The following is a 24,121-nucleotide window of genomic DNA, read 5'->3' on the forward strand; positions in this document are numbered from 1 at the left end:
CCGACCCCTGCCCGTGCGGCGAGTGGCCTGTTTATTTTGAATGTGTGGCGAGGAAGGACTGCAACAAGGTATTCACACGCTGCGCCTGGTCCAGGGGCGTGGCATGGCGCGAGTTCGCGATGATCTCGATCTCGCACTGCTGAAACTGTGCGGCAAAGGCCCGCTTGCTGGCGACGGGCGTGTAATCCTGGTCCGCCGCCATGATGAAGACGGGCATGGCCAGGGCCTGGAAGTGAATATCGATATCCCAGTGGAAAATGGCATCGAGCGCGGCCAGGTAGGCGCGCTTGTCCATGCCCGCCATCTGCGTGGCGAAGCGCTCGACCAGCGCTTGCTGGGCCGGCTCGGGGAACAGTTTCTTGCCGATGATCTTGCCCATGGCTTTCAAGCCGAAGGTGGCGATCACCGTGCGCCGCAGCCAGTAGGCAAACAGCAAGGACGCCGGCTTGCTGCCCTGGAACGGTTGGGAATTGATCAGGCACAAACTGGCGACCCGGCCCGGCGCGCGGTTGGCCATTTCCAGGCCCACCATGCCGCCCAGGGAAAAGCCGACGATGTGCGCGCGCGGCACGTCGAGCTGGTCCATCAAATTGAAAAGGTCGTTGGCGAAGTCGCCGATCTGCCAGTCGCCGTTGGGCGCCGGACTGGCGCCATGGCCGCGCAGGTCGGGCACGATCAGGCGAAAGCTGCTGCCGAGGGCGTCGATCTGCGGGCGCCAGTCTGCGGCGCAGGAACCGAGGCCGTGCAACAAAAACACGGGATCTCCCTGCTCCCTGCCCAGGTCGAGGTAATGCAATGGAACATCGGATGTCGTGTGACGCCGCATTCTGTCTCCTTGCTGTTGAACATGCTTTGTGTTCAGGTGCAGGAATATGTTTTCCTGCTGTTGGAAAACATAATACGGAATCCGAATTCCGATTTCAAGTTAAATCGCTAAATATCTGAAGTCAGGTAATTTAAAGCAACACGCACGAGTTCATCCTCGAGCGCAGCGGCCGACAAAAAGGACAGCGAGCCCGACAAAACGTGCTGGTTCAGTATGCCCAGCAGCACGGGCGGCACCACCATCATGGCCTGCGTGGGGTTCGGGTGGCGGATGCTGGACGACTTGCTGGCCAGCACGGCCACCGTGCGCTGCGAAATCAGATGGTTGATCTGGTGCACCTTGTCGCGGAATTGCGCATCCTGCGAACAGCGCGTGATCAGGGCGCGCAGCACGCCGCGCCGGCCCGTGTTGACGGCCACGAACATGGCCACCATGGCGCGGATGAACGCTTCCAGGCTGCGCCCTTCCCACTGGCGCAGCTCCGTCAGGGTTTCGACCTTTTCCACCATATCGGAAAAAAAGCGCTGCAGCAGCAGGCGGCTCAAGGTGTCCTTGTCGCCCAACAAACGGTAAAACGTGCCCACCGAGGTTTCCGCCAGTTTGGCCAGGTCGGCCACGCCGATTTCATCGAAACGGTTTTCCGCCAGCAACTGCTCCCCCACCAGCAGCAAACGCTCGAACGCCTGCTTGCTGCGCGCCTGGGTGGGCTCGGGTGGAACGATCATCTGCGGGAAGGGCATCGGGAAGGAAGGCATGCGGCGTCGGCGTCTCTCAATAGTGGAACCACGGTTCCGTTATGGAAGCACGTATTGTAACGCGGGAGACGGCCGATGGGGAGCGCCGCGTGGCGCCCTCGCGTGTGCTATCTGCCCTGCCACTCCATGTAGACGTCGGCGCGCTGGTAATGGGCGTCGCCGGCCGGCCGCGCCACGTGCGTAAAACCGCTGCTTTCGTACAGGCGGATGGCGGGCGCCAGCTTGCTGTTCGATTCCAGGAACAGCAGTTGCGCGCCGCTGGCCTCGAAGGCGTCGAAGGCCCGCTCGATCAGCCGGCGCGCAATGCCCAGTCCCTGGCATTCGGGCGTGACGGCCATCTTCGACAGCTCGATGCTGGTGTCGCCGGCGCGGATCAGCGCGCACGTGCCGACGGTCTTGCCATCGAGCCGCGCGAGGAAAATCTGCCCGCCAGCGTCGAGGATCGAACGTTGCGGGTCGGACAGCACCTTGTCGTCGAGCGCCTCGACATAAAAGTAGCGCTCCAGCCAGGCGATATTCAGGCGCTTGAAGTCGGCCGCATACTGGGCGTCGTACGCGATAATCTCCACGGCGGCCCGTTCGCGCTGGCGCCGGCAAGCGGCGATCGTCTCGCCAAAGCCTTGCGACTGCAGGCGCGCTTCAGCCCGGTCCAGACTGGCCATCAGCTGCGGCGTGCCCTGCTCGAAGACGGCGTCGACGGCCGCGCGCACATCGTCCCACAGGGGCGCCATGTTGCGCAGCAGCGCCTGCCCGGCGTCGGACAGCGCCAGCAGCCGGCGCCGCTCATCCCTGGCGTCCGGCAGCTCCGCCACCATGCCGGCATCGAGCAGCTTGCGCCCCAGCTGCACCACCACCGGGTGCGTCTGCCCGATCTGCGCGGCCAGGGCCGTGATCGCCGTCGGGCCGTTGTCGCGCAGCAGCAATAACAAGGGGAAACAGCGCGACGTCAGTTCGACGCCGGCGGCCACATAGCTGGTATCGACACCCGCATACAGTTGATCGGAAAGACGGCGCAGGCGGCTGGCCAGCATCAGGGAGCCGTAGGTTTGCAGGTTGGAAGACATGTTGGGCAGGATATATGTAAGTAGTTACGTATACCCTAACGTAAACCAGTTTCCTTGGTCAAGAAGAAGTATTCGCCGCACAACAGGCACGCCGAAGTCAGAACACGCCAGCCTTGCCCGCCTCAAACGCTTCCTTCCACATATGGTAGCCCTCCAGTTCGCTTTCATGAACGGGTTCATGGCCAATCAATGACTGCCCCTCCGCCGCGCCCGGACTGCGATTCGGAGCGTGACCTATCCTGACCGTCCAGCTGCCATCCAGCGCAGCGGCCTGCGCCTCCTCGGCCGTGTCGAACTCGTATTCGCCGTATGCACAGCCGATGATCAGCAGGTAATCATCCTCCGTTGCCACGATGTCCTTGCCACCCATGTAAATCGCCTCGCCGTGCCCAACTTCGATCGCATCGATCGCCAATACCTTGGAAACAGAGAACTTGCCGTCTTCGCCTTGGGAAAGCAGCAGGTCTCCTTGCTTGAAAGGAAAAGTTTTATAGTCGGGAGGGAAGAAATTTCCTGTAATTATGAGTACACCTGTCAGTTTATATTTACATCAATCTTCATCGGCCAGCGCCGCTTGCAGCCTGGCCCGGAACACGGTCTCGACCACCTGCCCCAGTCCCGGCCACACCTGCGTCAGCCAGCGCCTGCCCTCCTCGCTCACCGCCACATACGGTGCGTCGCGCGTGGCGCAGGCCAGGCCAATCGCGATGACTTGCCCCGCCTCTTCCAGGCCGCCCGCGATCATGGCGTCGATGGGCAAGGCGATCAGCTCGGCGGTCAGATGTGGACGCAGCAGGCAGGCGGGCGCGATGATGGCGAACGACGCTTCCACATAACTCCAGCAGTTGGTGGGCCAGTGGGCATTTTTCACGTTGTCCAGGAAGACAGCGTCACTGATCGTTTCAGGATGGGCTTGCGCCCGCGCATAAAAGGCGGCGAGGGCGACGAGTTGTGGCGGGGAAGTCCAGGTGGGCATGGGAACACAGGCAAGAAGGGCTGGCGAATACGGGACCGAAGCCCGGCATTCGCCATATTACATCACTTAATTTGACGTGAAGTCTGCGTTATAAACGAAAGACTGGCCCGTTTCCGCCACAAAGAACTTGTACGTCAGTTTGGCAGTTGCGCCATTCGTCTTGGGCGACACCAGCGAGAAGGTGGCGCTGCTGCCGGCAGGAATGACCTGGCCCGACACCAGACCGACGATGGCTGGAACGACCTTGCCGGTACTGTCGACGGCCGTCACCTGGGTAATCATGAAGCTCGTCCCGGCGGCGGCCACCTTGAAGGTATCGACCGTAAAGTTGGCCGCACACGATCCCGAGCACGACTTATGTACCGTCGCATTGGCGAGGTAAGGCAAACCGGCCTTCGTGTCGACCGGACCGGCCCCATTGTCCTGCACCTGGTACAAATTGAGCAGATTCGGCGTCGCCGTCACCGCCATATTATCTTCGCTACTATTCACCGAGCCATCGTTGACGATTAATGTCGCGACATAACTGCCGGCCATATCTGCGAAAAATGTCGGCTGCGCGGCAGTCAGTGATGACAGCACGGCCGCGCTGCCAGCAGGCTTGCTCCTCAATTGCCAGCGGTATGTCAAGACATCGTGTTCCACATCCGTACTGCCAAGTCCCGTCAAACGCACGGTCGTTCCTGGCGCGACAAACTGATCTATGCCCGCATTGGCCCTCGGCTCCGCATTGGTCGAACTTGCAGTGGCAATAATGGTGGCGGTCGATGGCGCACTGTCGACCGTACCGTCATTGACGACAAGGCTGACGACATAGGTTCCCGGCACATTCGCCAAAAATCTGCTGACTGTCTGGCTGCGGTCCCATTCGCCGGGAAATGGCTGCAGCATGCTATTTGCAGGCACGGAGATGAACGTCCATTTATAACTGAGATTGTCGCCGTCCGCATCCGAACTGCCCCTGCCATCGAGGGTCACACCATACGCACTTGCCTGCACACGCTGATCCACCCCGGCATTCGCCACCGGGGCGGCATTCGTGGACGTCGCCGTAATCGTGACGCTCATTGAATCGCTCATTGTCGCTGCGTCCCACACACGCAACGTGGCGACATACGTGCCAGCCTTGTCGGCGATAAAAGAGGGGTTCACCAGCGTTGCGGACGACAACGTGGCAGTACTCCCCACAGGACGGTAAGTCAGGGTCCAGTAATACGTCAGGGCATCGCCATTCGCATCGGAACTTGCGCTGCCGTCGAGAATGACGGTGCTACCTTTAAGCACGTTCTGCGCCACGCCCGCATTGGCCAATGGCCGGACATTGCCGACAACCGCCGTCGTCGTCACGAAAGCCGGCGCACTATCCACCTTGCCATCATTGACAACTAGGCTCAGTTCATAGGCACCCGGCAAATCCACGTCGACATACGGACGCACGGAGTTTGCATCCACGATCCGTGCAGTACTGCCGGCCGGCTTCGATACCAGGCTCCATTTATAGGTGAGGATATCGCCATTCGCATCGCTGCTTGCGCTACCGTCCAACATGATGCCCATACCCGCAACGATGGTCATTGCATGCCCCGCGTTGGCGACCGGCGGTGCATTGGCTACCGATACGGTGATCGTGACCGAAGATAGCTCGCTGCTGATCTTGCCATCGTTGACCTGCAAGGTGGCCATGTAAGTGCCAGCCACATCAGCGGTAAAGGTCGGTTTCACGGCGGATAAGGAATCGAGGGCGGCGGCACTGGTGACGGGTTTGGAACTCATCACCCATTTATAGGTCAAGGCATCGCCATTGGCGTCGGAGCTGGTACTCGCATCCAGGGTCACAACGCTGCCAACCACCACGCTTTGGGTGGGCCCGGCTTGCGCGACTGGCTGCGTATTGGCCACAGTAACGGGGGGCGCCACGACGCCGCCATTGTCCGCCGCATCATTGCTCCCGCCACCACAGGCCGACAAGGCAGCAAAAGCCAGCGCACAAAATAAAATTCTACTATTCACGTGATATTCCGATCAGGTTAATGATATTTCACTCGACCCGAATTATTCACGATAACTAAAAAATATGATAGGCAACAGCTGAATTGAACAGCATAAAAATATCGTAATTCCAGCGCCGGATTCTTATTATCTATTTCAAGCAAAGAAAAATAATCGCATTGAAACCATCAACCTACTTTCATTTGTAACGATGAGTCGCCACAGCCAGTGAACAGTAAAGTCAATAAATAGAAGAACAAAGATGATTCATTTTCACCGAAAAGGAATCTGTCACTGTGAGTAAAATACGGGCACACAAGTCATAATGAGAGCCCATCGCGATCATTTCATTCATGCCATGCCAACTGCATTTGAACTCTGGAAAGCCGAATTATTAATTGTGGGCAATATCGTCCAGGATGACGACACGTCCACGCCGCCTAATGAAGCCCAGCGGCGCTTCCAGCGCTACTGCGCCATGCTCGACGCGCTGACGGGTGATGAGGGCGCGCACTACGCGCTGGCCATTTTTCAGTCCGTGCAAGCCGAACACGACTACGGCGCCTACCAGACGGCCAGCCGCGCCGCCTGGCGCTTCGGCGAGACGGCGTATTGCACGGCCCTGCTGCACGAACTGCCGCGCCTGATCGCCACCTTGCCCGACTGGGCGGGCGACTTTCTCGTCGGCATTGCCAACGGCGCCGGCACGCCCCACGCCTCGGCCATCAGCTGCTTCAACACCTTGCTGGCCACCGTGCCGCCCGCGCAGCAAGCGCTGATCGCGGCGTTTATTGCCCAGGAAGAAGACGACGGCTGGTTCGAGCATTGCCCGGGCGTGCTGGGCGCCACTGCCGGCGAGCGCTACGCGGGCATCATGCCTGGCCAGGACGGTGCCGCCGGCTACCAGCTATTCCTGCTGCCCGGCGAGGCCGATGCCCTGCCCTGGCAAGCCGCGCTGGACTGGGCCGCGGCGCGCGGCGCCTGTTTGCCGACGCGCAGCGAACTGGCCTTGCTGCACGCCAACTTGCGCCACGCTTTCCCGGATGCCTGGTACTGGTCGTCGGAAGCGGACGCCATCCTGCCCCGCATGGCCTGGAGCCACGATTTCGACAACGGCACCCAGTACAACTATCGCAAGACCTACGCCGGCCGCGCCTGCGCCGTGCGCCGCGCCGAACTGCCGCCAGCGGCCGTCGCGCCTGTCCCCTTGCAGCAGGGCGAACGCTACGCCGGCCTGATCCTCGGCCGGGATGGCGCGCCCGATTACCACCTGGTGCTGCTGCCGGACGAGTGCGAGCTGGAGAACCATTGCTGGCAAGCCGCATCCAACTGGGCCGCCGGCCTCGGCCACAGCTTGCCGGATCGGCGCGAGCAGACCTTGCTGTATGCGACCTTGAAAGACGCATTCCGGCCCAACTGGCACTGGTCAAGCGAGCCGGGCGACAGCGAGGACGAAGTCTGGTGCAAGGATTTCGACACGGGCGTTGCCTACCAGAACGCGCGCGAATTTGACGGCTATGCGCGCTGCGTGCGCCGGGTGCTTGCTTAGTGCTTGTATAGTGCGCGTTTGCTCAGGCGAACGCTGCCCATCATCAAGGAATCCCATGCTGCTATCACTCGACGATCCCCTCTGGCCCACCCTGGAAGGCGGCTACCGCGTACCTTACGACGTGGCCGGGGCGCTCAAGGCCATGCAGGCGGGCGAAGACGTCTGGCATGAGCTGTGGGAAGAGCTGCACCACCAGGGCGACGTGGGCGTCGCCTCGTATGCCGCCGTGCCCCAGCTCGTCGCCATGCTGGGCAACGCGCAATCACGCGAGGAAGATTTTTATGCGCTGATCGCCCTGATCGAACTGGAACGCCACCGCCAGCACAATCCGCCTCTGCCGGACTGGCTGGCCGACAGCTACCGCGATGCCTGGGCGCAACTGCCCGCCATCGCCGCGCGCGACCTGCAGGGCCAGCTTGATCCCGTCATGCTGGAATCCGTGTTCGCCTTGCTGGCCCTGGCCAAGGGCCAGCTGCGGCTAGGCGCCCTGCTGCTGCACATGGACTCGTCCGAAGCGGATGAGTGGCTGGAAGAGCGTCTCGGCTGGAGCGAAGTCTATGGCGCAGACGCCTAGCGGCTAGAAACGCTCGTCGCGCAGCGCCGGCAGCACCAGTTCGCGCACGAACGAGGCATTCGACAGGCTCAGCAGCATGCGCACGACGGCGACGACGTCATGCACGGGGATCAGCTCGCCTTCGCCCCGCGCTGCGGCGTCCGCCAGCGGCACGGACAAGCCATCATAGGTATTCAAATAACCGAGCTGCAGCGCCGTCACGGCCAGTCCCTGTGCGCGGAAACCTTCGCGCAAGGCGTCGGCGATGCCGTTCAGGGCGAATTTCGAGGCGCTGAACGTCACTTCCGGGCGGCCGCTCTGGCGCAGCCCGGACGTCGAGCCCGTGAGGATCAGCTGCGGCTTGTTGCTACCCAGCAAGCGCGGCACCAGGCGCTTGAGCAGCAATATCGTCACCGTGATGTTGGTATTGACCATGTCGACGATGGTGTCGTCCGCATCGCCGAGGAACGCATAGTCGTCGCTGAAGGCCTTTTCTTCCCATATGCCCAGGTTGTAGATCACCGCGTCCAGTATGGCCGGCGCTTCGCGCGCGATGCGTTCGACGGCCTCCGCGGGTGCGGCCAGGTCCGCCGCGATCCATTGCAGCTGTGTACCTTGGCCGGCAGGCAAGTCGGCGGGTTGCTGGCGCGATACGCCGATGACGGCATGTCCGTCAGCGAGCAAACCGTCCACCAGCGCGCGTCCCAGGCCCCGGCTGGCGCCCACGATCATGATATGCATACTGTGTCCTTTCCAATGAAGTCAACGCTGATGATAGCGGCGTTGTATTAAGCGCAGCTGAGGCTGCTCCCCATACGCGCCGCATTTACTCACGCGGCGGAAATGCGTATGCTAGATCTGGCAATCTCCGATAACATACAAGAACGAGACACATGCCTACTTCCAACACCGCCGCCATCCACGCCGCTAGCCGTCCCCTCACCCAGCAAGACTATAAAACCCTGTCGCTGGCCGCCCTCGGCGGCGCGCTGGAATTCTACGATTTCATCATCTTCGTCTTCTTTGCCAACGCCATCGGCCAATTGTTCTTCCCGCCGGAAATGCCGGAATGGCTGCGTCTGCTGCAAACCTTCGGCATCTTTGCCGCCGGCTACGTCGTGCGTCCGCTGGGCGGCATCGTCATGGCCCACTTCGGCGACTTGCTGGGCCGCAAGCGCATGTTCACCCTCTCCATCCTGATGATGGCCGTGCCGACCCTGCTGATCGGCCTGCTGCCGACCTACGCCACCATCGGACTGGCCGCCCCGCTGCTGCTGCTGTTGATGCGCGTCTTCCAAGGCGCGGCCGTGGGCGGCGAAGTGCCGGGCGCCTGGGTGTTTGTGTCCGAACATGTACCGAGCCGTTTCACGGGCTTTGCCTGCGGCGTGCTGACGGCCGGCCTGACTGTCGGTATTTTGTTGGGTTCGCTCGTGGCGACGGGCTTGAATACCGTCTACACGCCGGCAGAAATCACCGACGGCGCCTGGCGCTATCCATTCTTGCTGGGCGGCATCTTCGGCTTTGGCGCCATGTATCTGCGCCGCTGGCTGCATGAAACCCCGGTTTTTGCGGAAATGCAGCAACGCAAGGCGCTGGCTACGGAAATGCCCCTGAAATCCGTGCTGCGCAGCCACCGCGGCGCCGTCGTCGTATCGATGCTGCTGACGTGGATGCTGTCGGCCGGCATCGTCGTCGTCATCCTGATGACGCCGGCCCTGCTGCAAAAGATCCACCACATCGCGCCGCGCACCACGCTGGTCGCCAATACCGTGGCAACACTCTGCCTGGCCTTCGGCTGCATCATCGCCGGCATGCTGGCGGACCGCCTGGGCGGCAAGCGCGTGATCTTCACCGGTTCCGTGCTGCTGGCCATCAGTACCTATATCTTCTACACCACCGTCGGCACCCGCCCCGACCTGCTGCTGCCCCTGTACGCGATGACGGGCCTGTTCGTCGGCGTCGTCGGCGCCGTGCCCTACGTGCTGGTGCAGGCGTTTCCGGCCCAGGTGCGCTTCTCGGGACTGTCGTTTTCCTACAACTTGTCGTACGCGATCTTCGGCGGCCTGACGCCCGTGGTCGTGACGTTAATGCTGAAGAACAACGTGCTGGGCCCCGCCTATTATGTGATCGGCGTGTGCGTAATCGGCATGCTGACGGCGCTGTTCATCAAGGATCAGCGGCAGACTGTTGGCCGATAACTCAGCTGGCTACGGCCCAGGCCACCTTCGGGTGGCTTTTTTTTCGCCCAGAATGTCGCGCTGCACCAAAATCTGAAAAGACGTTTCATATTGCGAAATCCTGATGAGCAATGGCTCACACCGCCGCTCTCACTTTTTGAAAATTCATTTCACATCCTGAAAAATTATAATTAAGCCGTTGAAAAACAAAGACTTAATTTAAGTTATATGTCTTATATAAGACTTGAACATCGGCGCGAATCGGCCTACTATTTAGTCATGCAGTTTGCTTCGACAAGACGTTGTGGCGCACTCGGCGATTTTCTCAAACATAGCTTTTCTTTTTAGGAGATTCACATGTCCCAATATCAAGACGACATCAAAGCTGTTGCCGGTTTGAAAGACCAACAAGGCAGCGCATGGAACGCCATCAATCCCGAGTCCGCCGCCCGCATGCGCGCCCAGAACAAGTTCAAGACCGGCCTGGACATCGCCAAGTACACGGCCAAGATCATGCGCAACGACATGGCTGCCTACGATGCGGACCCATCCAAGTACACCCAGTCGCTCGGCTGCTGGCACGGTTTCATCGGTCAACAGAAGATGATCTCGATCAAGAAACACTTCAACAGCACCGACCGCCGCTACCTCTACCTCTCCGGTTGGATGGTCGCCGCCCTGCGCTCCGAGTTCGGCCCGCTGCCGGATCAATCGATGCATGAAAAAACCGCCGTCTCGGCACTGATCAAGGAGCTGTACACCTTCCTGCGCCAGGCCGATGCCCGCGAACTGGGCGGCCTGTTCCGCCAGCTGGATGCAGCCCAAGGTGCTGAAAAGCAAGCGATCCAGGCCAAGATCGACGGCCACGTCACCCACGTCGTGCCCATCATCGCCGACATCGATGCCGGTTTCGGCAATGCCGAAGCCACCTATCTGCTGGCGAAACAGTTCATCGAAGCGGGCGCCTGCTGCATCCAGATCGAAAACCAGGTATCCGACGAGAAACAATGCGGCCACCAGGACGGTAAAGTGACGGTGCCGCACGAAGACTTCCTGGCCAAGATCCGCGCCATCCGCTACGCCTTCCTGGAACTGGGCGTGGACGACGGCATCATCGTCGCCCGCACGGATTCGCTGGGCGCCGGCCTGACCAAGCAGATCGCCGTCACCAATGAACCAGGCGACCTGGGCGACCAATACAATTCCTTCCTCGACTGCGAAGAAGTGTCGGCCGACGCGCTGGGCAATGGCGACGTCATCATCAAGCGCGAAGGCAAGCTGCTGCGTCCAAAACGCCTGCCGAGCAACCTGTTCCAGTTCCGCGCCGGTTCCGGCGAAGAGCGTTGCGTGCTCGATTGCATCACCTCGCTGCAAAACGGCGCCGACCTGCTGTGGATCGAAACGGAAAAACCGCATATCGCGCAAATCGGCGGCATGGTCAGCGAAATCCGCAAGGTCATCCCGAACGCCAAGCTGGTGTACAACAACAGCCCGTCGTTCAACTGGACCCTGAACTTCCGCCAGCAAATCTTCGACGGCATGAAAGCGGCAGGCAAGGACGTGTCCGCCTACGACCGCGCCCAGCTGATGAGCGTGGAATACGACCAGACGGAACTGGCGATCGCCGCCGACGAGAAGATCCGCACCTTCCAGGCCGACTCGGCCCGCGAAGCCGGCATCTTCCACCACCTGATCACCCTGCCGACCTACCACACGGCAGCCTTGTCGACCGACAACCTGGCCAAGGAATACTTCGGCGACCAAGGCATGCTGGGCTACGTGGCCGGCGTGCAGCGCAAGGAAATCCGCCAGGGCATCGCCTGCGTGAAACATCAAAACATGTCCGGCTCGGACATCGGCGACGATCACAAGGATTACTTCAGCGGCGAAGCGGCGCTGAAGGCGGCTGGTAAAGACAACACCATGAACCAGTTCTGAGCGTTTGGTTTGACGGTAGAGTGAAAAAGCCCGCTTTGGCGGGCTTTTTTCGTTAACCGAACGGCAATCCCACCTGTTTAAGGATGTTAATGCTTCATTGGCATGCCACGAAACGATGGCGCCGATGCTAACGGCAATCGATATCGATCTCGTTCTGCCCGGCCTTGCGGCCTTTCCTGTAGGTGAACTCGCATAGGCTGACGCTGTCGTCCATCCTCCGCGACAGCGTGACTTCGCCATGCTCGCCATAGCTGCATTGCAGCCACTTGCCGTCTGGATAGCGGCCTTCCAGGCGGTAGCTGAGCGTTGTTTGCCCTTTGTTCTTGCGCTCCCCGCTGGGTACGAGCTGTCCCCTGCGCTGCGGTGCGCCGTCGATCGGCGCCGCGGCACTCAGGTAGAGTGGGCTGCCGATATACGGCGTCCAGCCAGCCGGCACGGCGTTCAGGCTGATCGAAGTCGCAGGCACGCTCTCCGGGCAGGCATATGAGGCAGTCACGGCAGCCTGCGCGAACAGAGGGAATAGGCAGCAGGCGGCGCCGGTCAACCAACGTTGATGTTGCATGGACACTCCCCTATTCGATGACGAAAAAAGCGTCGGCATTGTTGCTGGGGTCGATATGCAGGCCATTCTTGTACTGGCCTTTGGAACGCAAGGTGCGCGAAGTCACGATGCCCGGGCGCTTGCCCGTCCACTGGTCCATGACAATGATCCCGTCCAGCGCCTGCCCCATATACAGGGCCGCGTGATTGCCTTGTTGATGATTCGCATACTTCCCGTTGATAAACGTGGCAATGGCCGTGCCCTTGCGCAGCAAACGATTCCCCAGCACTGCCTCCCCCTGCTTCCAGGCCAACGTGGCCGGCGCGCCCGCGTAGTGGCGGACCAGCGCAACGCATTGATGGTTGCCAACCATGGTGGTTTTTTCCAGGTCGGTGACTTTGGTGTAGGCATAGGGCATGGGACTCTCCGGGGTTGGTGGGAGAGGCTTACGATACATGGGGGAAACGATGAGGGGGTTGAGATGGGATAAGGTTTGCGGGGGAATAAGGCTTATTCAAATTTGATTGCGCATCTGTGTTCGAATGAATACAGATATCTCAGAAGACGGTTACAAAAAACAGGCACTTCAGCGACTGCTTGTTCGATATCAAGGACGATAAGACCCAGCACATCGTCCGACTGTAAAACTAGCTGGGTGACGTGAAGGCAGTTGGTGGTGGCGTGCGTAAATTGCGTATTGATGCAGGGCCAGGCTGGCGTGTCTACTTCATTGAAGTTGAAGGCTACGTGATCGTGCTCCTCGTGGGCGGCGACAAGAGCACCCAGGCTGCCGATATCAAGAAGGCCAGGCAGATGGTCAAGGAATTGAAGAAGTCTGCTGCAGCGAAATCCGCCGCAAAACCGAAAAATTAATAGCGACCCGAAGCAATACAGGAGGTGCATCATGACTGAGCACAACATCACGCTGTCCGACCTTGAAGCGCTGGATCTGGAGGACTTCGATCCAGCGGAATACATCACCAGCGATGAGGCCGCCGCTGCATACATCACGCAAGCGCTGGCAACGAACGATGCCGCCATATTTGCCGCCGCCATTGGCGATATCGCGCGTGCGTGCGGCATGAGCGAAATCGCCAAGGCGGCTGGCTTGGGACGCGAGAGTCTGTACAAGGCACTGCGCCCGAATAGTCAGCCACGCATGGAAACCATGACCCGCGTACTTGGTGCGCTTGGGGTGCGGCTGGTGGCGGAGGTTGTTGGGACTGGGAAGAGGGATGCGGCTTCGGCCGATAGCGTTGCAAGGGCTACTCTGCCGGACAAACCTATTGCGAAAAAGGCAGTGGCTGGGAAACAGCGTTCGCGAGGCAAGACGGCTTTGGCCTAGCCTTGAACTGCCAAGGCCTTTACTGCCTGGCGTCGGGTATACCCTTTGGACACAGCCTGATGCTTTGTGCCAGTAGAGCCTATTAAATCCTTGTCGGCGTAAATTTATAGTCAATTGGCGAATTCGAAGGGTGTACTTACCGACCCAGCCCTCTTCGAATCGAACAGCTACTGCCAACTGCGCGGGCCGCTTCGCACGCTGAGGGCATGCGTTCGCAGCTCAGGTTTTCGACTGAGCGGGTTTCCATCGCTCCCAATGCCTCAGCCCGTGTTCAAATGGCGGATCTGACCCTGCTCGCGCAACAAATACTAAGGTAGATACCACTCAACCATTTCTTGAATATGGCTTGGCGCCCGCTGTATTTCCGGGGAAAAAACGATTTCCTTCTCATTAATTTTGACAACATATGTCGCTATCTCAGCAACGCTTTCCGGAGGAAAACCATATCGCATCAACAACATATAAGTATCGTTATTTGTTCCAAACCGTAAAAGCTCTAACATTTTATCGGATCGCCTATCCTGATTTTCTTCTCCATATATTCTAAATGCAGCAGAAAAAACATCTGAAAGCGAAAATGAAATTACCTGATCCATATAATCATATGTATCAAAGACGATTGCGTCATAGCCAACCTCTTTCGCCGGGGTATTTGGGAAAAATGGATATTTTTTCACCAACGAACTATTCGGTAGTTTTTCCGCTTTTTGAGAAAACTTTGCTCCACCGGCCCCGCTTCCTTCCCTGTTAGAAATGTAACTATATCTCTGCCCTACTATCTCACGAAACGTTTTACCACCTAGCGTCATTAAAAATATCCTGATTGCCTGTTCAAATATTGCCTCCTCGCCCTCATAGAGCATCCTTGCGAGCGAAGCCTCAAATATCAACTTAAAATCAACGATCAGTGCGAGGCGTATTGGTTCATTATCCTTACCAATTACCATATCAGATATCATCTCCCGCTGATACAATAGGTTCAAAATACGCCTACACGCAGAAGATATCGGATTTTCACTCAAACGCATCACTTTTGACTTTGGCAAATTGTGCTCATCATCGAAAGTATCTTTTTTTATTGAGTCAACTAATTCTTGATTATCTTCCTGCACCTCATCTGGTAAATTTTCCACAATAGAGGTTTCCGAAAGTTCATATTTTTCATTAATCCTTTTAGAGAAAAGATCGGCGCTTTTTGTATAAACGTATCCATAATCAAATTTTTTCTTATCAGATAAACGTCCTGCTCGACCTATTAAGTTTTTAAAAGAAAGAGCACGATCACCCTCACTTTCGCCAATAATACGCATGCTCTCCAGCCACACAATATCGAAAGGCATATTAATTCCTTGAGCCAATGTACTTGTGGCAAAGCATATTCTTGCGTAACCGAGTCGTATAAAATCCTCGATTAAAAATCTTACTTCTAATGGAACCGAGCCATGATGAATAACTACCCCCTTCTGTAGTAGCGCGACCATTGAAGACCTGTGCACTCTCTCGTCAGCTCCGAGCAGTTGTTTAATCGTTTCGATTATATCAAGACCTTGGATTTCCATAATTTCCGGAAGAGAATCTATATATAACTGAAATGGGGCAGAGAACTTTCCATTATAGATTGACGCCTTTGAAACGTAAATTAATATCGAGTGCTCATTTGAGAACGCAAAATTCTCAAATCCGCCAGGGAATTCGATGCACCGGTTTAACAGGTGACCTTTATCCCCGAAAGGGGAGAAATAAAAATCCCGCTTGTTTGAATGTCGAAAAACACATATCTTCCCAACGGCACCATGGTTGTATGCCCGTGCAAAACTCGATTCAACAATGCCATGTTTCTTAAACTGGGCATCAGGATTTTCTACAAATGGGTGAGCAAAAATCAACTTTGCACCGGGGAATATTTTTCTTACTCGCCGTACTAAAACATCAAAAACAACACCTCGTTGGCTCTCCTCCGACATTTGAGCCTCATCGAAGAAAAACACCTCAACATTCAACTTCGACTTTATTAAAAATAATTCGCGGGCCCGCTCCGGAGTTAAGACAAAAATATGACGCAGATCACGCTTTTTAAAAACATCATCGACGAACGCAGACACCATAACCTTTTTATCTAAACCAAAGGCGGCCCGCATACTATTGATATATTCTGCAATTAAAGCACGAGATGGGACGATAACTACAGCATCACCCGTCTGTTGCGCAATAAAATCTCTAATGGAAAACGACTTACCCGCACTAGTTGGGGCTGAGATCGATACAAATTGATTTTCTTCTATAGCCCAACGAACGCTAGCCTGAACCGGCGTTAAGGTTTTACCAAAAACTTCCTTATTCTCATCTCCGACCCCGGACAGAATAAAAGAATATAAATTATCAGGACTTGGTACTTTATAAAATAGCCCCATTGAGGATATTATTTTTTCCTCTATTTTTTCGAATTCATCTTCATGAAATTCCTTATACAACGAAATTAATTGCAAAATTTCACCGCTACTTGGACCTTCTTTATGGATTAACTCCAGCAACGAGGATATATCTCTAGAAGGATTTTTGGAATTTTTTACTTGCTCGACGGAAAGCAGCATATTAACGAACTCCGACCAAGTAGAAATTCTTAACCTTTTTTACCTTCATCATTTGTTCGGCAGCCAGAAACGCATTAGCCAATATCAATTCTGGCTTTTTTGCATTCACCGAAAATGCAGCAATTACGCCAAATTCGTCGGAGTCCAAATACGAGATAGATGTTTCGTCCACCAGATTTTCTAAATCCGTCACATCTCTTAGATGTTTATTATCGTTAAGGAATTCTTGCGCCTGATCTATCGCATCAGTATAGGGGTTTGCTGAGCTAGAATATTTTGCCTCGCCGAAATTTATGAACTTTTCCAAACATGTCGTGTGAAAATCAAAACCTCCATTTTGACTTATCTGCGGCTTCCATAACTCCGCCAGCGGAACTCTCAAATGCTTAAAAAGCATTTCTAAGGCACGAGATGATCCAATGGAAACCATAGTTTCACCGAAATCAGACTCAACATTCCCAGCGCTTGCAGTTTTAGTAAATGTTGCTACCAGCTTCGCCGCTGTTTGGCTAACCGTTTTGCTATACGCACGGCGATATCTATTATCCAAGTTAGTTATCCATGAGTTGTCAAGGACTACCTCCACCAGCGCCTTTGCGAAGACTTGCAAATCCTTTACCTCAACGAAACAAAGCTTTATATTTTTATTTAAAGCCGAGCTCGTGGCTTGCTGATAAGTGCAACCCCAAAGTGCGTCAGCATGGGGGGATGAAAAAGTAATTGTCATAGCGCACTCCGGTTTGATAACCAACATTTCCGTTAAGCATGACCCATAATCATCAACCTGTCTAGCTACCAACATAATTTCTGAAGCAAGCAATGCTTACAAATTGCATTTTTAAAACATTCCTAATGGATTCAATGACTTAGAGCACTTCTAACGATCTGTGTAAAACGTAACGGGGTCAGGTCCGCCATTCGGACACGGGCTCAGGCATAGGGCCGTAGATGCCCAAATTTACTTGACCATCGCACAATGCAAGGAGTGTATGGCGTCGACATCTGATGCGATAAAGTGCACTCGTTCCAGTTCTTTCCCGTAGTCTCTTCCACGCGCCATCTCTGCCATGCGCGCGGGATCAGATCCGCCATTTGGACACGGATTGGTGCAGTGGTTGGAGTAGAAGACCTTAGGTCTTTGTCGGTAGCATCGCGTTCCGAGGACGTATGTTCGTTGCTCTAATTAACTGGGCTTCTGCAGTGCTCATTGCATCAGCCCGTGTCCAAATGGCGGACCTGACCCCGGCCCATTCAGTCCTCTTGCCAGCCAGGCCTATCGCTCCATGCCTGATGCTGTGCGGACGAACAGCATGGCGCGATGCGCCTCGCACACTCGCCGATCAGGCGGCATCCACCAGAAAGGGCAAGGCCAGATACTGGTCAAGCAAGCGATCTTTGTCGAGGTCAAACGGAATTACCCACATCGTCAGCTTGCCTGAAAAATGGAATGGCTCCAAGGCCGCCGGGAAGACGTCGCTGCACGGATAAATCAAAATAAGCGTACCCTCCCCGTTCAGATACTTATGCCCATAAGCGAAAAGTTGGTAAAAGTCGGACTGGCTTAATCCATAATTAAGTTTTGATTCTGGGCCATTGCCTGCAAGCCTTTTCCATTTGGCGTCCAGCACGACCGGCGGATGGTTAGCCGATTGGATCAGGATATCGGGTTTGAGCTGGAAAAATTCTTTCTCAAGATGGGTGCATAAATGCTTGCTGCCCACACCAGTGCTGATGCGCCTGTCCGCCGGCATCATGCGGGCCAGGAACGTAGCGACATAGCGCTCAAACAGCTTCTCCATCGGAAACAACATGCTGATCCCATGCCACGCGCCTTGTTGCGTCAGCGGCATTTGCTGACCCAGGACCAATTCACACCAGCACTTGATGTCGTGATAATGCGCCATCGAACGATCGTCAGCCCAATTGCCAAAATCCATGCCAGGGTTGCGGGATGCAGGGATATCGACCAGCGCGCCGGAAAGCTCGCGCGCCAAGCGCCAGTTGCCGGCATCTTGTGCAGCCTTGGCGACGCTGTCCAACGCTTTCTTGATGAGCCGGTTCTCTGCACGATCAGGCAGAAAGACATCATGCCGGATACGGAAAAAATGCTGCTTGCCGAGCGGTTGCCGCATCTGTTGCGCAACATCCAGTTGCCCCCGCAAATAGCGCTGCTCTTCCTCGACACGGTTATAGTCATAGCGTATCCCGCGCACTAACAAATGTTCTAGTGACAACAGGAACTGGCGCATGACCCATTCCGTCAGCGGTTGGTCGAACAGTTCGATATCGGCCGGTCCGACGTCGCGCACTGGCAGGTCGTGAACCACCCTGAGCATTTTGCACAACAATTTGCGCGAGCGGGCCGCGTCGTCAGCGCTGTACATATGCTTGGGTAAAATTTCCAGGCGCGTGCCGCAAGGCGTTTCGATGACTCCGACGAAGTTATCGAGACACAACCATTGCTGGTCTTGAATTTGCAACAGGACAACGCCATTTTTACGAAATTGTGCGTTCATGCTGCACAGCCACTTGAAAGCAGTCTGGGTCACCTGCGCTAGATCCAGGCTCGGCATGACCTCAGCCGTTGTCAGCCTGGCATATTCGCGAACGACTACGTCAATCACGCTTTGCTCGCCGGCAATATACCGATGAAACTTTGCTCCAACACAAATGCGCCCCGGTTCAAACGCCAGCGCTTGTTTTTCAAGGCTTCGGCCCCTTTACCGAACAATACCTCCACACTTTCATCCGCTTGCGTTGGTTCGACAATAAACCGGTGAGCCGGGTCGGGTTTGTTTTGATCGTTCAGAACCCAGCTGATACGCTCCCAATCTTCAAAAAAATATTCCTGCAAAAGCGGAATGATCTGATGGTCGAAGATGTACGCCAGATCCACGAGATCAGATTGCTCGTTCAAACCGAGGAAATAGGCATGGCCGATGCAATGCTCACGATCCAGCAGCACTTCGATGCGCTGATTTATGACACGCAACAACTTCCCAATATTCAGCGTACCGATATTTAGATTACTCAAACGGTCGGGATTTGGTGTCATTTCAGTGAATGCGAAACGGCGGCGCAAAGCGATGTCAAGGCCGACCAGCGACCGGTCGGCCGTATTCATCGTACCAATGATATAGACATTTGATGGAATATTGAAACGCTCTTTCGAATACGGCAAGACAACTGACAGCTCTTCGGCATTGCCGGCACGCTTACCTGGCTCGATCAGCGTAATCAGTTCGCCAAGAATACGGGAAACATTTCCGCGGTTGATTTCATCGATGATAATGACGAAATTACGCCGCTCCTGCGCCGCCGATTGGGCTTGCTGGTAAGTCGGCAAGCCGCACTGCTCTTTCAAGTAATTCAGCATGCCTTCGACGTAAGAAGGGTTGTACATGCCTTTTTTATCATGCCCCTGGTAAAGCTTGCGCACCAATTCAATATTGGCCACGTAGTAGGCATCGTGCACCGTCGACTCTTTCGGGAACACGCGGAAGGTCTTGCTCCCTTCGTATTCGACCTCGAATTTTTTCCCTGTTCGGGTTGATAGAACGGGACGAGCTTCAGGGTCGCTGCAAAGCTCAGCAAGTACCGCTATCGCTTTATCGAACGGGTCTTCCGCCGCTGTCGTTCCAAGCTTGGCGCGCTCGCAAAGTTGTTTGAAAATACCAGACTCGACAGCATATTGCAACTGCCCTTGCTCTGACGTCGCGCGCAGTCCCTCGACAAAATCTTCGTAGCTGAAACTTTGGTGGAAGGTGCAAAAAACGATTTGCCCGCTTTGCAAATATTGCTGAAATGCTGTTTGTAGATTCCGGCGCGACTGCGGATCGCGCTCGTTGTAATTCTGCACACTTTCCGGTGCGACGATCTCCATCGCAGCGGTGACGGTATTGAAGGTTTTCCCGGTGCCAGGCGGACCGTATAAGATTTGATTCAGGGGAATTATCCGCTCATCATAAACTGATGGCGGCAAGCCCGTTCCATCTGGCTCCGTCTTAGTAATTTCAGAAATTCCATATTTTGCAGGGACATTCCCATCACCGCTCATCGCCTCCGGCCACTCCGAAAGATGCAATTTCAGTTTTTTCAACCACGCGTTCAATGCAACATCGTCCGCACTGGTCGACATATCAATCGTGGCAGCGATCCCTGCACCTTCCCGGTAATCGCTATTGAGTGAAAGTCTCGCCTTCGAACCTGCTATTTTTTGCAGATACAGCAATGGCCGGCCTTTTATTTTGCCAGGTTTTTTTACTCCCACCCTGATGTCGATATATTTGCTATCAACACCGCCAGTCGTCCATATGTCGGCATCGACAAAATTACGCCTGATGCAAGTCAATGCTTTCAAAACCCAATTTCGCTCATCATCTATAAGTCGTTTGAGAAAAATTTGTCCATCCTGGTTTAAATCTGCTGGCGACATATCGACCCATGAGTAGTTGACGCACGAATTAACAAAGATGCCATTACGCGCAAATGAATAAGAATACTATTTCCAATACTAACATGGCATGATTTTTCAGATGCCTTCACCATGCTATATCTCCAATAAAAAACTTCCCAATCGAAGAATTTTTTTAACTGTTCAGACTGAACGCTTTTTCATAAACAGTTGTAAACCTTTTCAAGCATCAAATTATCAGTGGAGCAGGGTCAGGTCTGGCATTCGGACACGGACTGATGCATGGGGCGCCGTAAAAGCTTGCTCAGTCGAAACCCTGATTAGAACCACGAACGCGCGCCGTGAGTGGAGCAGTGGAGCAGGGTCAGGTCTGGCATTCGGACACGGACTGATGCATGGGGTGCCGTAAAAGCTTGCTCAGTCGAAAACCTGATTAGAACCACGAACGCGCGCCGCAGGCGCGCGGGGCTGCCGCGCAGCGGCAGCAGTTGGTCGATTCGGAGAGGGCCGGGCCGGCAGGCCCGACCCTTCGAATCCCCCGCGCACGCCCCGCAGGGGGCGTGCTTCTCTCCGCGTACAGACGAAAAAAAAGCTACCCGAGGGTAGCTTTTTCTTTTTCGTCTGTGGCGAGAGGGGGATTCGAATCACTTAAATTAGGCCCAAATTCACTGATATCGTCTTGGTGAAAATTTTCGCTTGCCCCCAACTATGCCCTAAAAATTTTACATAAGCTTGACTTATTCGTTATCCAAAAAACTTTCTTTCGGCCATCTGATGTGCTGAAGCAAAGTTTAAAACGCTAATTGTATTTCCGAAATTCTCTAATTCCTCTAGCGTCGGGATTGGTAGAGAGTTCAGATCTTCCGCATTAATCTGGGTATGGCCAGAAAATCTCCGGAAGTACTGATCTACGGACGGCGTTGAAAGATATGCCGCCAACCCGGCGCAAATACTTTCATTCATCTCTGCATGCTCCCCCCAAATATAATTTAAATGATTTTCGATTGCCAGAGCATCACATTCAAAATCAAAATTAAACAGTGGGGAGCATATTATTCGATTTGGAGACTCCTTGAAAGAAATTCTCCGAACTAAAACAAAATTTCCTTTTTTTACTAACAATTTATTAGTTTTCTCGCCGATCTTAATATAGTGAGACTTTCCAAAAATCTTACATGAAAAATCAACAAGGTTGTTAGCAACAACTGAATCCTGATACAAAAGTTGAACTGTAGTATCTGACTTTTTTTTCCGCAGCCATTTTAGCGATCTAAAGTCGACAACTTTTCCGGTCGATGCTCGGCATCCGACAGAAAGAAGTGTTTGCGGAAATTTTGCCATCTTAGAAAGCAAGACGTCATCTCCTGGTGCAACCGGAATGTGAATGAATTTGTTTTTATCGCCGATGAACAATATTTTCTCAAGAGATACATCTTCAGATCTGATCGCACCAGCGATATTTTGATGAGAAATTTTTACCGTGAGACTTTTTAACGGAGAAATTTTTAATATCAATATTTCTTGGAGTACTGAACTGTCAGCAAAAATTTTCCTAGATTCAAACAAATAAATCTCATGCAAATAAAATTTAGAAAATAAGAAATATCGGAAATTTTTAAAAGTAGTTCCATTGCAAAAACTACGCGGAACTATGGCGACGAGTTCTCCTCTATCCGTCAGAATCTTCAAACAGCAACTTATGAATGCAGAGTATAAGTTAGCCTCATTATGCCCTAACATAGACTTTGCAATCTTCGCAGCTTTTGAAGTCGCGACCATTTTCGAATACGGTGGATTTAGAATTATTCTGTCAAACTTATTCTGACATGATTGAATAAAATCAAAGAAATCCTGCTCGTGAACCTCTATTTCCTTTATTTCTGAAAAATTTTTCTTAGCCTCCGTTACAAGAAAAGGGTCGAGTTCAACAAGAGTCAGATGGATTTTTTCAGAACGTTCTAGTGAGTCAGATAGCATCGATGCTGCCAAATTTCCGACGCCACAGCAGGGATCTAAAACCGATATTAGAGTTCCTTTCGGAATATCGGAAAACATTTTCGACATGATTTGCGATACATGAAGCGGTGTAAAATATTGCTCTGCCAGTTTTTTCTTCACTTCGGCAATTTGTTGCTGAGTGGCAATGCGTGAAGATTCAACATTTTGCAAAAAATTATTCGTCACGTTTTATGAATCCAACATATTTAAAATACTCGGCCTGCAAATCGCACAGCGCTTTCACGCCAATATTGTCGTTGTAGCCTTTAGCCTCAAGTGCCACCCTAAGTAGTTCCAACTGCTTTTCCATCCGATCTAAAAGCCAACAAACTTGCCGACGTTTCAGGCTTAGGCGTAGTTTTTTGTGAATATAATTTCCCAACGGGGTTAGAGGAATAATTTTTCCATCAAAATCACGAGCTAAGTGACTATGATAAGCCGGATCACATGGATCTACAAAACCCTTGTCTCCGATAACCGATATAGCCGGATCTGTTCCAGGCCAATCATTACTTTTCCCGATGTTACAAATGGGACAACAATATATTAAATTTTCATAGGTGTTACTTAAATTCTGAAATTTTGACTTCGGTGCAAAATGATCGATGTGGAACCCACGTCGCCCCCCGGAGTAGTGGTCAGGGGTGTCGCAATAACCACACTTAAAAATAAAATCCTCGCGCAATTCATTTTTGTACGAGGAATATCGTGCCTTCACATCGACATTAGCTCGGCGTTTTGGAATTGCACTATGAATTGAATGGTACATAAATTAGTTTTTTTCCAGAAATTTATCAACTTGCAAAATTAGCTTTGTCAATAGATCTATGCTGCGTTCATCTCGTATCTCGTCTGGAAGTGGATCGGATCCCAATCCATGCTCCTCGATATATTTGTCTAACTCTAGAGCGCGGTCGCGGTCTATACCCGTCCGCTCCTCTGTGGGCTTCGCCACCAATTGTTCAAGCTCCCTCTCCGCTTGGGCAAGCTTTGTATTGTGATCCACAATAATCTTGGCGATCTGCGAACGAAACAATGTGGCGAGATCATCATTAGATGCAATCATTACGGCTTTTGCTTGGACGATCCGGGCATCATGAGTAGCGGCGACAGCATCGGGCGGATGGGATGTTAATAAAAAACAAGGAAGATGTCGATTTCTTTCTTGCAGCATATCAATTAAAGCTTGGCCATTAAAGCCCACCTTAGCTTTTTCATTGAGCATGAAATCAGTTATCACCGCATCAGGCGGGGAATTCAATATATCATCGACTATTTCCTCAAGATTCGAATCATTATCGATTTGGATAATATCCACATCAAAATGCCCATCTGCAAATTGCTGAAAATAGATTATATCCTCAGGATCTTCGTCAATGTAAACTACTCTGCCTTCACTCATATA

General features: G+C 53.8%; 22 protein-coding genes. 6 read left to right on the forward strand and 16 right to left on the reverse strand.

Annotated features, from left to right (window positions below; all coding sequences use genetic code 11):
* Window positions 1-31 precede the first annotated feature (31 nt).
* The 6 genes from IGS61_RS05425 to IGS61_RS05450 all read right to left on the reverse strand — a co-directional run bounded on the left by IGS61_RS05425 (window position 32) and on the right by IGS61_RS05450 (window position 5,631).
* Window positions 32-826, reverse strand: coding sequence for an alpha/beta fold hydrolase (locus tag IGS61_RS05425; RefSeq protein ID WP_230538672.1), 795 nt, complete (start codon window positions 824-826; stop codon window positions 32-34).
* Between the two features lie 107 nt (window positions 827-933).
* Complete coding sequence (locus tag IGS61_RS05430; RefSeq protein ID WP_230538673.1) at window positions 934-1,581, reverse strand: TetR/AcrR family transcriptional regulator; 648 nt, start codon at window positions 1,579-1,581, stop codon at window positions 934-936.
* Window positions 1,582-1,688: 107 nt separating this feature from the next.
* Window positions 1,689-2,645, reverse strand: coding sequence for a bifunctional helix-turn-helix transcriptional regulator/GNAT family N-acetyltransferase (locus tag IGS61_RS05435; protein WP_230538674.1), 957 nt, complete (start codon window positions 2,643-2,645; stop codon window positions 1,689-1,691).
* Window positions 2,646-2,742: 97 nt separating this feature from the next.
* A complete protein-coding gene (locus IGS61_RS05440) occupies window positions 2,743-3,015 on the reverse strand; it encodes a hypothetical protein (protein WP_230538675.1) in 273 nt (90 codons plus the stop codon).
* Window positions 3,016-3,195: 180 nt separating this feature from the next.
* Window positions 3,196-3,621 carry a hypothetical protein gene (locus tag IGS61_RS05445; protein ID WP_230538676.1) on the reverse strand — a complete coding sequence of 142 codons (426 nt, stop codon included), beginning with the start codon at window positions 3,619-3,621 and terminating at the stop codon, window positions 3,196-3,198.
* A 66-nt stretch (window positions 3,622-3,687) separates the two neighbouring features.
* Window positions 3,688-5,631, reverse strand: a complete 1,944-nt coding sequence (locus IGS61_RS05450; protein WP_230538677.1) for a PKD domain-containing protein — start codon at window positions 5,629-5,631, stop codon at window positions 3,688-3,690.
* A gap of 337 nt (window positions 5,632-5,968) precedes the next feature.
* Between IGS61_RS05450 and IGS61_RS05455 the strand changes: the two genes are divergently transcribed.
* Both IGS61_RS05455 and IGS61_RS05460 read left to right on the forward strand, forming a co-directional pair.
* The gene (locus IGS61_RS05455; RefSeq protein WP_230538678.1) at window positions 5,969-7,159 is read left to right on the forward strand and encodes a DUF1566 domain-containing protein; all 1,191 of its coding nucleotides are present in this window, start codon (window positions 5,969-5,971) and stop codon (window positions 7,157-7,159) included.
* A 55-nt stretch (window positions 7,160-7,214) separates the two neighbouring features.
* Window positions 7,215-7,733 carry a hypothetical protein gene (locus IGS61_RS05460; RefSeq protein ID WP_230538679.1) on the forward strand — a complete coding sequence of 173 codons (519 nt, stop codon included), beginning with the start codon at window positions 7,215-7,217 and terminating at the stop codon, window positions 7,731-7,733.
* A 3-nt stretch (window positions 7,734-7,736) separates the two neighbouring features.
* On the opposite strand, the gene IGS61_RS05465 is transcribed toward IGS61_RS05460, so the two are convergent.
* Complete coding sequence (locus IGS61_RS05465) at window positions 7,737-8,453, reverse strand: SDR family oxidoreductase (RefSeq protein WP_230538680.1); 717 nt, start codon at window positions 8,451-8,453, stop codon at window positions 7,737-7,739.
* A gap of 152 nt (window positions 8,454-8,605) precedes the next feature.
* Here IGS61_RS05465 and IGS61_RS05470 point away from each other — a divergent pair, with 152 nt between their 5' ends.
* Window positions 8,606-9,910, forward strand: coding sequence for an MFS transporter (locus IGS61_RS05470; protein ID WP_230538681.1), 1,305 nt, complete (start codon window positions 8,606-8,608; stop codon window positions 9,908-9,910).
* Window positions 9,911-10,246: 336 nt separating this feature from the next.
* Window positions 10,247-11,827 carry an isocitrate lyase gene (locus IGS61_RS05475; RefSeq protein ID WP_072454323.1) on the forward strand — a complete coding sequence of 527 codons (1,581 nt, stop codon included), beginning with the start codon at window positions 10,247-10,249 and terminating at the stop codon, window positions 11,825-11,827.
* Window positions 11,828-11,954: 127 nt separating this feature from the next.
* Here IGS61_RS05475 and IGS61_RS05480 read toward each other — a convergent pair whose 3' ends face one another.
* Both IGS61_RS05480 and IGS61_RS05485 read right to left on the reverse strand, forming a co-directional pair.
* Complete coding sequence (locus IGS61_RS05480; RefSeq protein ID WP_230538682.1) at window positions 11,955-12,389, reverse strand: STY0301 family protein; 435 nt, start codon at window positions 12,387-12,389, stop codon at window positions 11,955-11,957.
* 10 nt (window positions 12,390-12,399) lie between these two features.
* The gene (locus IGS61_RS05485; protein WP_230538683.1) at window positions 12,400-12,786 is read right to left on the reverse strand and encodes a BPSL0067 family protein; all 387 of its coding nucleotides are present in this window, start codon (window positions 12,784-12,786) and stop codon (window positions 12,400-12,402) included.
* Window positions 12,787-13,028: 242 nt separating this feature from the next.
* Here IGS61_RS05485 and IGS61_RS05490 point away from each other — a divergent pair, with 242 nt between their 5' ends.
* Complete coding sequence (locus IGS61_RS05490; RefSeq protein ID WP_230538684.1) at window positions 13,029-13,241, forward strand: type II toxin-antitoxin system RelE/ParE family toxin; 213 nt, start codon at window positions 13,029-13,031, stop codon at window positions 13,239-13,241.
* Between the two features lie 31 nt (window positions 13,242-13,272).
* Window positions 13,273-13,713 carry an addiction module antidote protein gene (locus tag IGS61_RS05495; RefSeq protein WP_329958039.1) on the forward strand — a complete coding sequence of 147 codons (441 nt, stop codon included), beginning with the start codon at window positions 13,273-13,275 and terminating at the stop codon, window positions 13,711-13,713.
* A gap of 308 nt (window positions 13,714-14,021) precedes the next feature.
* Here IGS61_RS05495 and IGS61_RS05500 read toward each other — a convergent pair whose 3' ends face one another.
* From IGS61_RS05500 to IGS61_RS05530, 7 genes are all read right to left on the reverse strand, one after another.
* A complete protein-coding gene (locus IGS61_RS05500; protein WP_230538685.1) occupies window positions 14,022-16,304 on the reverse strand; it encodes a DEAD/DEAH box helicase in 2,283 nt (760 codons plus the stop codon).
* Between the two features lies 1 nt (window position 16,305).
* A complete protein-coding gene (locus tag IGS61_RS05505; protein WP_230538686.1) occupies window positions 16,306-17,031 on the reverse strand; it encodes a hypothetical protein in 726 nt (241 codons plus the stop codon).
* 613 nt (window positions 17,032-17,644) lie between these two features.
* Complete coding sequence (locus tag IGS61_RS05510; protein ID WP_230538687.1) at window positions 17,645-18,928, reverse strand: McrC family protein; 1,284 nt, start codon at window positions 18,926-18,928, stop codon at window positions 17,645-17,647.
* A complete protein-coding gene (locus IGS61_RS05515; RefSeq protein ID WP_230538688.1) occupies window positions 18,925-20,739 on the reverse strand; it encodes an McrB family protein in 1,815 nt (604 codons plus the stop codon). The genes IGS61_RS05510 and IGS61_RS05515 overlap by 4 nt, the downstream gene beginning before the upstream one ends.
* A gap of 723 nt (window positions 20,740-21,462) precedes the next feature.
* Window positions 21,463-22,902 carry an Eco57I restriction-modification methylase domain-containing protein gene (locus IGS61_RS05520; protein ID WP_230538689.1) on the reverse strand — a complete coding sequence of 480 codons (1,440 nt, stop codon included), beginning with the start codon at window positions 22,900-22,902 and terminating at the stop codon, window positions 21,463-21,465.
* Window positions 22,892-23,485 (reverse strand): HNH endonuclease signature motif containing protein, encoded by a 594-nt coding sequence (locus tag IGS61_RS05525; RefSeq protein WP_230538690.1) that lies wholly within the window; start codon window positions 23,483-23,485, stop codon window positions 22,892-22,894. The genes IGS61_RS05520 and IGS61_RS05525 overlap by 11 nt, the downstream gene beginning before the upstream one ends.
* Before the next feature lie 3 nt (window positions 23,486-23,488).
* Window positions 23,489-24,118 (reverse strand): hypothetical protein, encoded by a 630-nt coding sequence (locus IGS61_RS05530; RefSeq protein ID WP_230538691.1) that lies wholly within the window; start codon window positions 24,116-24,118, stop codon window positions 23,489-23,491.
* Between the last annotated feature and the right edge of the window lie 3 nt (window positions 24,119-24,121).

Source organism: Janthinobacterium sp. FW305-129 (assembly GCF_020858115.1).
In the GTDB taxonomy this organism is placed as follows: Bacteria; Pseudomonadota; Gammaproteobacteria; order Burkholderiales; family Burkholderiaceae_D; genus Janthinobacterium.